The sequence below is a fragment of the Bombilactobacillus sp. ESL1097 genome (assembly GCF_058107205.1).
Genome location: NZ_JBYLUB010000001.1, coordinates 153,247 through 167,917 on the forward strand (window position 1 = coordinate 153,247; position 14,671 = coordinate 167,917).

General features: G+C 38.2%; 6 protein-coding genes and 1 pseudogene. 5 read left to right on the top strand and 2 right to left on the bottom strand.

The annotated features are described in order from the left end of the window. The first annotated feature begins 280 nt into the window (after positions 1-280). The 4 genes and pseudogenes from AC3B6D_RS00720 to AC3B6D_RS00735 all read left to right on the top strand — a co-directional run bounded on the left by AC3B6D_RS00720 (position 281) and on the right by AC3B6D_RS00735 (position 2,149). Positions 281-421, top strand: a complete 141-nt coding sequence (locus AC3B6D_RS00720) for a hypothetical protein (protein ID WP_489774690.1) — start codon at positions 281-283, stop codon at positions 419-421. 450 nt (positions 422-871) lie between these two features. Further along, a pseudogene (locus tag AC3B6D_RS00725) lies at positions 872-1,052 on the top strand (IS200/IS605 family transposase); the annotation flags it as partial. Between the two features lie 549 nt (positions 1,053-1,601). Beyond that, positions 1,602-1,757 (top strand): hypothetical protein, encoded by a 156-nt coding sequence (locus tag AC3B6D_RS00730; protein ID WP_489774691.1) that lies wholly within the window; start codon positions 1,602-1,604, stop codon positions 1,755-1,757. Positions 1,758-1,981: 224 nt separating this feature from the next. Then, positions 1,982-2,149 (top strand): hypothetical protein, encoded by a 168-nt coding sequence (locus AC3B6D_RS00735; protein ID WP_489774692.1) that lies wholly within the window; start codon positions 1,982-1,984, stop codon positions 2,147-2,149. Between the two features lie 151 nt (positions 2,150-2,300). On the opposite strand, the gene AC3B6D_RS00740 is transcribed toward AC3B6D_RS00735, so the two are convergent. Both AC3B6D_RS00740 and AC3B6D_RS00745 read right to left on the bottom strand, forming a co-directional pair. Next, a complete protein-coding gene (locus AC3B6D_RS00740) occupies positions 2,301-6,164 on the bottom strand; it encodes a pectate lyase-like adhesive domain-containing protein (RefSeq protein ID WP_489774693.1) in 3,864 nt (1,287 codons plus the stop codon). Positions 6,165-6,657: 493 nt separating this feature from the next. Continuing rightward, entirely contained in the window at positions 6,658-10,905 is a 4,248-nt protein-coding gene (locus AC3B6D_RS00745) for a hypothetical protein (protein WP_489774694.1), read from the bottom strand. A 412-nt stretch (positions 10,906-11,317) separates the two neighbouring features. On the opposite strand from AC3B6D_RS00745, the gene AC3B6D_RS00750 reads away from it, so the two are divergent. Beyond that, positions 11,318-14,008 (top strand): BspA family leucine-rich repeat surface protein, encoded by a 2,691-nt coding sequence (locus AC3B6D_RS00750; protein WP_489774695.1) that lies wholly within the window; start codon positions 11,318-11,320, stop codon positions 14,006-14,008. Positions 14,009-14,671: the final 663 nt, after the last annotated feature.

Below are 14,671 nucleotides of genomic sequence, written 5' to 3' on the forward strand. Positions count from 1 at the left end.
TAAAAGTCATTGGAGCTTTTGATATGAACAACAAAAAATCGTCCTACTCTAACTTTGGCAAGTTATAGGGCGATTAAAAATGTCTTAATAACGTAGTCACCGCCTTTAAAGCGGATCTCTAAGGGATCGGTGTACTAGCACCAGTCCCTTTTTCAATACATTTTTGGCAAAAATCATTTTTCAAAATTGAAAAGTCATGCAGTTTGAGTAATATGCTAAAATAGTTAATGCGATAAGTTTTATGGACGATGACTGTTTGTTCTCAAGGAGGTGCTTGCGTATGAGAATACGGAAGAATCAACAGAAAGGATATCCAGTCTTACTTGAATACCTATCAGGTATTGACGTTGATGATTGCTTTTGGCACATTGGTTGCCACAATCATGAACAACAAAAAGTAACAAAAACCGTCCTACATTAACTTTGACAGGTTATAGGACGATTTAAAATAGTTTTATAACAATTGTCACCGCCTTTAAAGCGGATCGCTAAGGGATTGGTGTGACAGCACTAATCCCTTTTTCAGTATCAATGATAACACATGCTATAATATTTTTGTACCCTTAAGTATTTAGCAATAGAAAAATCTCAAAATGTAATCCAGCTCCAAATTTTTAGCAGATTTGGAGCTGGATTTTTTGGCTTATATAAGGTGAAAATAAACCACAGGTTTTACTTGTAGGAATCAGAAATAACTTTAGCGTTAAAAACTCCCTTTCGATATAACAGTTTTTGGCTACCAACCAATACTGTTATCGAAAGAGAGTTTTTCTAATCTTGAAACAAGATATTAATAGCCTATCACATTATTTTTACGCCTAAATATCGTAGAAAAGTACTCTAAGTAAGGGGGGTAGTCATAATTCATTAACGACATGCCAATTTAGAATATAATTATGGCAACCTTAGTTTTTGGGGCTCGGGGATTTTACGCAAGTACTGTAGTATTAAATCAAAAAACGATCGCCAAATATATACGCGATCAAGAAATGGAAGATCGGATCCAATATAGTATTAGTAAAAAAGAATATATTGATCCATTTAAAAATTAATAACAAATAAAAATCACGAGCAGTAGTGGTTGGTAGTGTTTTGTTGGGCCCTTAAAGGGGCTTTTTACTTAATGAAAAGAGATTAAGCAATATGTTAAAATGTTTCAGATAAAGTAAATGCTAAGGCGGTGGCTATTCCAGAAATGGGGTGGTACTTATGGTGTAATAACTGTAAACACAATTCTAAGGAAAGGAGTAGCCGGTTGAAACTACTAGCCATTGCGTATTTAGTTAACAGTTTTGTTAACGGAGTACGTACGGTTGTAGAAATTGTCAAGTTGAAAAACAAGACAAAAAAATAATCGCCTTAGCCGTGCAAGGCTAGCGATTATTAAATTTACCAAAATTTAGTAGCTGCTGTCTTAGCAACCTTATCTAAGGGATTGGTGTTGTAGCACTAGTCCCTTTTTCATTACCAATATAACATATTATTCAAGAAAAATCATTTTCTAAAATTAATAAGTGGCTCACGCTAATCGATGTGCTAAAATAATTAATGCGATAAGTTTTATGGGCGGTGACTGTTTGTTCTCAAGGAGGTGCTTGCGTATGAGAATACGGAAGAATCAACAGAAAGGATACACAGTCTTACTTGAATACCTATCAGGTATTAATGTTGATGATTGCTTTTGGCACACTAGTTGCCGCAATCATGAACAAAAAGTAACAAAAAACCGTCCTATTAATAACTTTGGCGAGTTATAGGACGATCAAATAAATTCTATAATTTAGTCACCGCCTTTAAAGCGGATCGCTGAGGGATTAGTGTTTGGAGCACTGATCCCTTTTTCAATATTATAATAACATATTATTCGGGAAAAATCATTTTCTAAAATTAATAAGTGGTTCACGCTAATCGATGTGCTAAAATAATTAATGCGATAAGTTTTATGGGCGGTGACTGTTTGTTCTCAAGGAGGTGCTTGCGTATGAGAATACGGAAGAATCAACAGAAAGGATATCCAGTCTTACTTGAATACCTATCAGGTATTGGTGTTGATGATTGCTTTTGGCACATTAGTTGCCACAATCATGAACCACAAAAAGTAATAAAAAACCGTCCTACAGTAACTTTGGCAAGTTATAGGGCGATTTAAAATTGTTTAAATAACTAGTCACCGCCTTTAAAGCGGATCGTTCAGGGATTGGTGTGTTAGCACCAGTCCCTTTTTCATTATTAATTGTAACACATTACATATTATTTTAATAATATTAGCTTGGCAGTTGGTCTAGTTAAAACTCAACTATTTATTTTAAGCTGTTTTGCACCGTCCAAGTCAACGTACCGCCCTGAGATCCAGGTTTTAACGCAGTGTCGTTGGCTGGAATCTTTAAAGCAAGTCCTTGCTTAGTAGCAGTGGAAGGATTAAGCTGAATGTCCTTTTTTTGATTGGCAGTGAGTGTGCCAGTGAAAATTGTTGCAGGATCAGCTAAAGCGGCGGCACTCTTTGCGGTTTGATAATAAATTAAGGGTGTCAAAATTTTATTACCGCTGAAACTGGCTAAGAGAGAAACGTTAGTGGCACTTTTAGTGTGATTCGTTAATTTGGCAGTAGCGCTAGGCGTATTAGAAAAAATCGTTTGATTTTGGTGCTTTAAAATCACACTAAAACCTAGTTGCTGAGGAACATCTAATTCAATATCTGGTTCAGTAATTAAATAATTGAGAATTTTACTCTGGCCTAAAAAATGAGTGCTTTTGTCTGCAGCAACCGCCAGTAATTGGTCACTGTGACCAGTTAAACGACTATTGTTCTTACCGACAACTTGCAGTGGTTGTTCCACTGTGAAAGTGGTGTTAGCCGGAATTTGGCCGTCACTAAAGCCAAATTCCTTGCCCGTTAAGGTATAGGTATCTTTGGAATTCGTCGCTACTTGGATGGATTTTTGGTCATCAGGAGTCTTCGCAGTAAATGTCAGTTGCGGACTAGTTGTTGCTACCGTAGAATTAGAAGTTAAACTACCTAGCTTAAATTGAACCGTGTCTAAAGCATGTTGCCCCACCGGTTTAAAAGTGGTTTGCAAATGATTAGCGCCCCGACTGATAGTATTTTGTCCCTTGTTAATCTTTTTCACAGTTTTGGTAACTGAGTACTTAGGAAACGGCAAGACTTTGTATTGATAAGTAGCCTGGTCTTCTTTTTTGAGTGGATAATCGTTTGTAGGACTGGCATCATCTTGACCGCGGAACTGTAGTTGGTGAGTCGAGGTATCGCTATCGGCTTGGTTAGTGATGTTATCAATTTGCCAAGAAGAATCTTTGATGGGTTCCTTGTGCGAAGTGATTGCAATGTGCTTTTGTAAATCAACGTTGCGACCGTCATTTACCTGACCCGTAATACTAATGTTATTAGCAGTTGCATCACCATCAAAATAAGTCAGGGGAACTTTAACCGTATCACCAATTAAATATTGATCCACTTTATCGGGGATTCCTAAAGAAAGGTTGGTAACCCCGATGGTTTGCTTAGGCGTTTCTTGAAAATTCGACACCGCACTTAACTGCAAAGTATCACTGGAATTAAATTCTAAATGAGCTGTGGGGTGCAGCGTATTGTAATTAGCTAACACTTTTTGTAAATCGATATCGTAATTTTGCACGGTCGAGTCTTTTGCATCAGGGGTCCACTTAATGGCAGTGTCGGCAACGTATTGCGGCATGGCATCAACACTATCAACTAAGGAACCGAGATTATCCGGATCAGCCACCCCATCTTGCACGCCTTGATCGTCGGCCAGCAACATTCCGGGGGTAACCGGCAAAATTGTATTAGCATTTTTGATTCCATAGGCTTGCTGGGAGTTGGTCACTGTCCCTAAGTCATATTGTTGACCTAAGCGATTGAGTACCAGGTGCATTAAAGGTGGAGTGGGGTTAAAACTTTCTTGGGTATCATCGCTGTAGGGTTGGACGCTGCCTTTGATATGCATGTCTTCACTGGCATCTTGGTGAGGGATGATTTGCGCGGTGTGATTGGTGATGGTCGGACTCCCGAGCTTGCCAAAGACGATTTTGTGAAACTCTTTGCCGTGCATAATGCTTAACCCTTGATTTAGTTGCATTAAATCCGCTTGTTTAGCATAAATTTGTTTGTTACCAGATTGGAATAAGGTGGCGGGAATAGCCCAATAAGCAAACGGGACATCGATTCTTTGGACTGGAACTTTATCGAGGGTCAGTTCGGGGTAATTAGCAGTTCCTAAAGACTGCGATGGTCCAGTGATTGGTGAAGGATTACCTTGGGCGCTAAAAGTCGTGTTTTGGACGATAACGTCACCGCCCGCACTGCTGTCATTACCACCTTCAACGTTGACGATATGAGCATTGTCGTTATCGTTGTTACCTAAATCTAGCATGATTTCCTTAGGGTTATAAATATTCAAATTTAAGCCCGCATCCGTATCTAATAAATTCATACTATTGCTTGTTTGTTTGGTGCCGGTTTCGTGTAATTTAAAAACGCCATCTTTTTTGATGGTAATGTTCATTTTGGAACCAATTCGCATTAAATTACCAAATCGGGGATTTAGGGTAGTACCACTACCGCCAAAGTCGTGTAAGTTATTAGACTGCACATCAAAAGTCCCGTGATCTAATGTGATATTTCCGCCGTTGAGATCGACTAAGGGGAGACTGTGATTGAGCGTACTTTTGGCATTGGGGCTATCAGGCGTAATATATTTGCCGTAGTCGGCACCGTGATTAGAAGCGTAACTAGCGGCATCGCCGACGGCTTGCGCGGAGGTATCCTTGATATTGCCTTGGTCATCTAATAAATTGTTGGCATCTGTTTGGTAATCCATGGTACTTTGGTCATTACTTTGCAGGCGAATAATGGGAGAGCCACTGGCTTCTTTGTGGAAGTGAATACTGCTGGCTCCAGAAACATAAATGGCACCAGCTAAATTAGTGGTACTGCGCAGTGCATTGGTGCCGTCAGAGTACTGGCCTTTGGCGGGAGCATCGTTAGAAATAATATTTAATTGCGAATTACCGTAAAGGTCAATATCAGAAGTGGCATTAGAGTCTGATGGGTGCATCACTAAGGCGTAATTATGATTTTCCACATAGCCAAAACCGCTATTTTCACCTGATTGGCCGTGGGGGTAGAGGTAAACTTGGGCACCATCTTTTAAGACCACGCTGTTTTTGGGCCCTGTTAACTCAATCCCGTTGCCATTATAGGTATAGCCGGAGAAATGGCTGTTTTTATCAAAAGTAATCCGCGAAGCTTCGAAGATTTGTTGGTTACCGTCGGAGTCAGTTGTGTAGACTTTATCGTGGTACTTATATTTTTGAACGGAGGACAAACTAACCCGATTCTTAATGATAATTGCAGTCGTGCCGACGCCATTCAGTGAGTTATGGGTTTGTGAACCCACGTAATTGACATTATCATAAGTGATTTGGGTGTAACCGCCAGCGGCTTGAATCGCCGCGTTATCGGTTAAATCAACATTTTGTGAATTACCGGAATTACCTGCAATGGGTCCCCAGTATGAAGAGCTAAACAAATTAACATCTTTTAAAGTCCAGTCTTCTTTATATAAGTTGCTGGTCACTAAGCCCGCGTTATTACCCTTTAGCGCAATGCTATTGTAACCAAAATTGAGCGTATAGCCTGCACCGTCAATGGTTAGTTTGAAGTGGCGCGTGAAGTCGTAACTATAGCCACCACCGCTAAAGCCATACACACCGGCATTAGATAAATCCAGATTATTTTTTAAAATAATGTGGTCAATATGTGAAACGCCACCTGGAGCTTGGTCATCATAGACGGCTTCTAAAAAAGCTTTGGGTGTCGAAACATATACGGTATAGGTATTGCCGACATCGGGGTTTGTTCCGTCGTAGATAATTTCATCCATATCAGAATATTGGGGCATATCCGGATAAGCGCTGCCCGAGCGGGCGGGATTATCCAGTAAAGGGGATGCTTGTAATGGACTAGTAGTTTGGGTGTTAGGAGTCTGTTGGTTAACAGCACTGATTAGTTGTGCATCGGCGCCTGTTTGTGGTTTTAGTAGATCAGCTTTAACTTTAGTTGAGAAATTGCTACTAATAAAGACTATGAATAATAAATAGAATATAAAATTGATTTTTTTGGTCATTTATCTTATCTCACCTATTTTTATTACATTATGATTAGGAAAAATATTTTTTGATTAAAAATATTGCATTAATTAATCTGGAAAGCTAAGGTATTATAAACCTATATCTACTGCTAGGCAAGTAATCTAGTAAATAAAATTAAGTAAAATAATAAAATGAGTATTTGTGGTAAAATATTTCACGATGTTAAGCAAAAATTGATTTTGTAAGCGAAGCCAGATTTTATAGACTATTTTCCAAAAAGCAGTTCAAAAAATTATTTTTTATGATTAAAATTAATTTAGACTAAGCAAAAGATTAAATTAAGAATTGCATTCCCTCAGATAGTTAGATAAAATAAAAAGGGTTTGTTACAGCCTAAACTTACTTTAGGTAAGGGTTGCCTAAGTGATAGACTGGTACAAATTATTATTAATGAATAAAAAAGCCAACTAGAATTTTCTAGTTGGCTTTTTTGTGTTCTATCTGAATTACATTGTTCGGGGAAGGACGTTAATTAACGAGACTGTTGGTAGCAGTCCAGGTGATGCTAGCCGATTGGGGCTCTTTTGCTAAAGCTTTAAGGCTACTGTCGTCTTTATCTATCTGCAAATAGGGCCCAATATTCGGACTAGCGGCTTGTTTATCAGTTGATAAAGTTAATTTTTGTGTTTGCTGACTGGGGAATTGTTGATCTAAGACGGTTACTGGTGCTGCTAGCGCTGCATTCGTAGTACTGTCGGCAGTAGTTGGTGCTTCTTGGAAGTAGAACAAGTCTCGAATTGTTGAATTTTTGGCATTAACTTGCGCCGTCAATTGAACATTCAAAGGAGCGACATAGTTATTGGTTAGAGTAACTTGTGGATCAGTGTCAGCAAGCTTTTTAGGAAAGATTTTTTGTTCTTCACCCTTTAAAATTGCGGAATAGTCTAATTGCTGAGGGACGTTCAAACTAAGATCCGGCAACCCGATACCATAACCGTCCGTAGCTAAATTGTCGGAATCAGCTAATTTAATTTGAGTACTATCAGCACTTTTAGAATACATACTATCCGTGCTAGGAATGAAAGAGCCACTGTCATTAGGAAAAGTAACTGGTTGCTTAATCGTAAAGGTCGTATCTGCAGGTAAAGTAGCAGAGTCAAAGCCAAAGTCGATACCAGTTAGATTATAGGTGTTATCGTCAGGCACAGTAGTGGGGCGATAAGTACCACTTTGACCAGTGGGCGTAGTGGCAGTAATAGTCAAACTACCATTTGATTTGGCCGGGGTGTCAGCACTAGCACCATTGAGTGCACCAATGATAAATTGGACGTTACTTAAATCGTGATGACCAACTGGTGTAAAGTCGGTCTCTAAAGTATTGCCCCCCTTATCAATAGTTTTGCCATCATGATTAACCTTCGTTAAATATTTTTTGCCGTCATACTTTGGGTAAGGCAGAACTTGATAATTATAAGTTAATGGTTGATCAACGCCTGTCATTGGATAAGCGTTAGCAGGATTCGTATCATCGTGACCACTAAAGGTTAGTGTGTGATGAGTATCTGTTGAACTGTCTGTGCTAGTAGTATCAACAGTTTTAGTGATTCCGGAGATATTCCACTTGTTAGTAGCTTCTGCTTTATGATCATAGGTGTCGGCAAACGGTAATGAGCCGCTACACGTTTGTGAAGCACCATTATCAGTCACACTTCCAGAAAGAGCGACGTTTTTAGCATCACTGTCACCATCAAAGTAAGTGACAGGGACATGAACATCTTCCCCTAATAAATATTGGTCAATATTTTTAGTAGTATTTAGGAATAAGTTGGTGATCTTAATGTTTTGCAACGGCGTACTCTGGAAGTTAGTAACAGCGCCTACTTGAATCTCATCGTTGGACTTTAATGGTGGCAATTTATTAGTAGGATTTTGGTCATCATAGGTAGCGATAGCTTTTTTGAGGTCAATACTGTAATCAAAAGTAGAGCTATTGGAGTCGCTACCATCATCCGTTTGGGTAATGGTTAACGGCTTAGAAGTGTCGGCGGCGGTATTGGTAGCTAGATATTGAGGTGCAGTATCGGTAAAAGCTCCTAAGGTATTCGTGACACCAGTTTGATTGCCTTTACTATCAACTCCTAAAATGTTCGGGCTAACAATTGAAAACTTATTGGTAGACGGAATACCGTAAGCTTGATCAGCATTAGTTACGGTACCTAAATCGTAAATGGTGCCATCAGCGCGCTTAACCTTTAAACTGATTAAAGGTGTAGCAGGCGTGAACGGCGTATCACCATCAAAGTGTTTGATGGAACCGGTGATCAGAGAATCATCTTTATCTTTAGTCTTGTGATCGGGGATGATATAGCTTGTGTTGTTGTTAATTAGGGGACTGTCCAATTTGCCAAATTGAATTTTATGAAATTCCTTACCTGCCATAGCAGTTAACGCACTATTTAACTTATCCAAGTCACTATTGCCGGTTGTTTGATTGCGGGCGTAAACAGCGTTACTACCAGATTGAAAAAGATTAGCAGGGATAGCGTAGTATGTGAAAGGTACGTCAATTCTTTGTAAAGGAATATTATCTAAATTAATATCGCCACTACTGTTCATGACACCTAAATCAGTTAAATGTTCAATATCACTAGCACTAATTTTACTGATATCAGTACCTAAATTGCCTGCTGGTCCCTTAATAGTTGAAATATTACCATCAGCACTAAAGGTCGTGTTCTTAACGTCAACGTTTCCACCCTCAACAGTATTACTACCACCGTTGACGTTTACAATATGTGTATCGGGATTGTTATTAGATCCAGCATCTAGTGCGACTTTTTCTGGATTAGAAATATCCAAGCTTAAGCCATTATCTGCTCCTAATAAGGTCATTGGCTGGTTGGTAGTACCTAGTGCTTGTAAATTAAAAATACCATCTTTTTTGATAACAACTTTCATGGGACCAATATGCATGATATTGCCATTAAAAGCTCCGAGGTTATCGGCTTCAATTTCAAAAGTTCCATCTTCTAGTGTAGCTTGTCCACCACCAGCAAAATCAACTAAAGGAAGGTTTTTTCCCCAAGATAAGAAAGTGTTGCCGACTTTATCATTAGATTGTTGGTATGGGCAATCATTGCTATATAAGTAATTAACGTATTTACTGTAGTCTTGATTGTAATCAGTATCTGCTGTATCTGCAGTGCTTTGCTCTGTCGGAGCAGTTACTGAACTAGCACCAATAGAGTCTTTTTCTAATAGATTTTTGCTGTCATCTTCTTTACCATAAGGGTGATCTGCGTCTGGATCATCGTAATACATATTGTCTTGATCATTACTTTGTATACTAATAGTAGGAGAATCACTAGTGCTGTGTTTTTTGTGGTAGTTGATATTGGTAGTTCCAGATAGATATAATCCACCTCCTATGTTGCTAGTTACGTGTCTTAATTTATCAGAACTACTAGAAATATATTGTCCTTTTGTTGGTGCATCGTTATCTATTACACAAAGCTTTGAATTATCATATAAATCTATATTTGATGTTTTTGCGACAGTAGTAATCCCATAAGGCATCGAATTCGAATCTCCTGCCCACTCCATATCATTATTACCATGCGGATAAATATATACTTTTGCATTATTTTTTAAGGTTATATTTGCAGAAGTATTTGAACCTAATCTAATACCTGTACTGTCATAAGTATATCCTGTAAAATAGCTGTTTTTATCAAATATAATATCAGCAGCTTCAAATATTTGCTGATTACCATTTTCGTTGTTTGATGTGTTGTATACGTCAGTTCCGTATTTATACCTTTCAATAGATGATGAACTTACGCGATTTTTAATAGTTATAAGAGTATTTGCGCCACCTGTTACTGAGTTGTGCAACTGGGATCCAATATAATCTAAATTATCATAAGTCATTTTTGTATAGCCACCGCCGCCTTGGCTAGAACCGGCGGATAATTGTTCATCTGAAAGTCCTTTATCAGCTAGAGAAGCAAGCCCTGTATTAGCAGCTACAGGACCCCAGAAAGAACTTCCATATAGATATGCATTGCACAAAGTCCAGTCTTCTTTATATAGATAACCCTTCGGAACAGTACCACCTGAACCACCAGGTCCCATTATGCATATACTGTGGTCACCAAAATTTATAGAATGGTTGTTTGCATCAATTGTTAGCTTAAAATGTCTGGTGTAATTATAACTAACGTGGTCAGCGCCTGGTTGAAAACCAAAAGCATCTAATGGCTCACCTAGATCTGGTTTTGCTAAATTTAAATTTTTTTCTACTACTATATTATCAATGTGTGAAATACCATCAGAATTGGCACTGTAAGGAACACTGTTATGTGAACTTGCTCCACTTGCTTGTAAGTCATAAACAGCTTCTAAAAAAGCTCTTGGTGTATCAACATAGGCAGTATAAGTATCCGTGTTTCCTTCACCAAGACAGAATTTTAAGTCTTTAGAATTCTCAGGGTTGGGTTTACTGTCGGGGACAATTGTCATGTCATCGTAAGTTGGCATATTCGGATAAGCTACACCATCTTGGCTATCATCTTTTAATAAGGGAGATTCGCGTGTCACTTCCTGGGGAGTGAAAGTAGGCGTCTTTTGAATTGCTGGATTTTTTGTGTAGGATCCAATTATCTCATCGTTAGGTGTAGTCGGCTTCAGCAAGTCGGCTTTTGCGGGTGTTAGTTGAGTTAGGGAGATAATAGCAGTAAAGAGAATAGTAGATAAAATAACTTTAATTTTGTACATAAATACGACCTCAATTGAATTTCTAGAAATTATTCAAAGTAATTCATTAATGAATATGCTGTCGATTTTTCATAATATATGAAAGGTATGCGCCATCATTATAATTCCTTCTTTTTTATTAATCAAATGAATTGAATTACAGTTATTTTGCATTTTTTTGTTATTTGTTTTTAATTTAATAAAAATCTGTCAAATTTGATTCGAATGTGAAATTCAATGAACTACTCAGTAAAGTAATCCATTACAATATGCTGTTACTTTTAAAAACATTAAACATTTGCTTTTTAATCAAAAAGTAACAAATAGATTGGATCGGATCGAATAATTTTAATCAAAAATGACTTGTGATTTAAAATTATCAAGATATAATTAAATTTGTTAAATAAATCACTTGAATTGAGGAGGAGTTCTTTTGGATAAGAAACGATGGCTAACCACAACGGGGACACTATTAGGCTTGGTGTGTGGCTTAGCGTTAACACAACAAGTGGCTGCGGACACAGACCAAACTAATCAATCAGTAGCGGTGACAACACCGACAACCTCAGCGCAAAATGTTGGTGATGATAATGTTGGGGCGGATAACGAAGCACCAACCACAGACGCCAGTGTAACTCCAGCACCAGCACCAACGGATAATGTGGGATCGAGTTCTACAACAACTGCGGCAAGTGTTAATTCGGCAACTAATGATAGCGCTTCAAATAATGTGAATGTTACTACTAATGTTGCTTCGACAACGACGCCGACTAATCCAACACCTGACGCTACTACAAGCGAAGTCATTGCAACAGGAACTTGGGGCACCAGTAATTGGGATTATGTCCACCAAGGTGACGATTATACGTTGACTTTTCATGCCGGTACGCTGGGGGAAGGACACCGGTATAACTTGTATGTCAATGGGATAGATACAAATGACGATCCAATGGATGAATATGAATATGGAAGCATTGGTGGCGACCCGGATGTGTTCCATAAAAACTTTAAGTGGATTGATGAGCTAACACAGATTCAATTTGATCCCGGAGTGGTTGCTAATGCAAATTCTTCGTTCTTATTTGCGTACTTACCAGTCAAACGAATTTTGGGTTTGAGTAATTTAGATATGTCTAATGTTACAACTACGCAGGGGATGTTTCGTAATATTCAATTAACAGCCGATTTAGATTTAAGCCGCTTTAATACCAGCCATGTGACGAACATGCGGGGCATGTTTGGTCGGGGTTCTTATGGCAATTTGGATTTAAGTAATTTAGATACATCTAATGTTACAGATATGAGTGATATGTTTGCTGGCAGCAAGTTTACTAGCTTGAATACTAGTAAACTCAATACATCTCAAGTAACGACGATGAAAGAAATGTTTAGCGATCTAAATTTGCAACATTTAGATTTAATCAGTTTTGATACGTCTAATGTAACTGATATGTATGGTATGTTTTACAATGATAGTGACTTACTTCGCTTAGATGTTAGCAATTTTAACACATCTAAAGTTAATACGATGTATGGCATGTTTGCTGGATGTCGTAATCTAACAACTTTAGATTTAAGCAACTTTGATACATCCAAAGTAACAACCATGTACGGTATGTTTTATGGTTGTTATTATTTAGGCTACGTGGATGTTAGCAATTTTGATACTTCCCAAGTGACTAACATGATGGGCATGTTTGATGGATGTTCCAATTTAAAAACAATTGATTTATCATCATTTGATACTTCTCAAGTTACCAATATGCGAGGTATGTTTGCGTGGGACTTTGATTTACAGAGTTTAGATATTAATAATTGGAACGTTTCTAATGTGACCAACACGTATGGGATGTTTTTCTATTGTTCATCCATAACTGACTTAGATCTGTCCAACTGGGTTATTAAGCAAGGTGCAGATATGACGGAAATGTTTTATTCCATGCAGTCTTGTAAAAATATTAAAGTATTTCAGCTGACTATTGATAATCCAGATATTTTAGGTACTAATATGCACGGTATGTTTGGATGCATAGATGCGATATACAGCTTAGACTTAAGCAGCTGGCATATATTATGTCCTGAAGTGGTGGAGGGTATTGATGTTATTTTTGAATGGATTCCATTAAATCATATTGTAGTTGGTCCTAATATACCCCTTGAATTTGACTCGTTCGGATATAATGGGAAAGTAGGTGGTTTCCCTGAAGTAGGAACTAAGATTCCAGGAACTAATAAAACTCTGCTCTCACAACATTGGGTTGCAACAAAAGGTTACCAGCAAGGAACTAAATATACGCCAGAAGAGATTGCACAAACTACTGATCGTGACCAAATCACTACCTATGATTGGGACAGCGAACCATTCGTACCTGATCGGGTTGAGAAAAAAGCCGTAACGCGCACGATTAATATTCATCAACCCGATGGGCGGCTGCAAACACAGACGCAAACGATCACTTTAAAGCGCAATGTTCACTACAACGATGATGACACGGTGGATTATGGCGACTGGTCACAAGATCAATGGGATGCTTATGTGGTACCGACTTTTGCAGGATATCAAGCCAGTCAAGCTGAAGTACCCGCGCAAAATGCTGATGTTTATGGACAAGATCAGACGGTTGATATTTATTACACACCAGTTGAACAAACAGTGACGATTCAATATTTGGACGATGGTCAAGAAGTTGGTACGCAAACTTTGACGGGTTATGTGGGTGATGTCTTGACGCTTAATTATCATGCTCCAAAGGGTTATGAATTATTGGAACAACCGCAAACCACGATTACCATTGACGGCTCAGGCCAGCAGATTATTCAAGTAGCAGTTGATCATCAAATTCAAACTAGTTCACAAACTAAGACCATTCTGCGGACGATTAATGTCAATTATCCCAGTGGCATGACCAAGAGTTACGATCAAGTTGCTGTTTTGAAGCAAAATCTGTACATTGATCAAGTTACCGGCAAAAAGGTTTACGGCACTTGGAGTACGGGCAATTGGGATGAATTTTTGGCACCAGTGATTAGTGGTTATACTGCTAGTCAAGCAACGGTTGCCGCACAAACAGTCACCAGCAATGATCAAGATCAAGTGGTTGATATTTACTATACCAAGAACTAAATAACTGGTATTTTCTTATAGTTGTGTTATTCTAATGATAGAAAAAGAGCCAGTGCTGGACACACTGACTCCTTAGTAAAGTTGCCAAAGTAGCGACTATTGAATTCTTTATAAATCTTATAGTCATCTAGCTCTGCGAAAGCTAAGGATGGCTATTTTCTTGTCTTGTTTATCAACTTGACAAGTTCTACGACTATGCGGACTAATCCAATGAAACTATGGATTAGATAAGCAATAGCTAGTAGTTTCAAATTGCTATTCCCTTCAATGGAATCTGGGATTACAGCATTAACACCATAAGCACCACTCCTTTGCGGAATAGCCGCCACCTTAGCTTAACTTTACTAGTAAATATTATAGCAGAATCATCTGTTGAAATTGGTATTTTCTGCCAGTTGTGTTATTCTAAAAATAGAAAAAGAGCCAGCGCTGGTTACACTGACTCTTTAGTAAAGCTGCCAAAGCAGCGACTATTCTATTTATTAAAAATTGTTGAAATAGTCATCTAGCTCTGTGAAAGCTAAGGATGACTATTTTCTTGTCTTGTTTATCAACTTGACAAGTTCTACAACTATGCGGACTAATCCAATAAAGCTATGGATTAGATAAGCAATAGCTAGTAGCTTCAAATTGCTATTCCTTTCAATGGAATCTAGGATTACA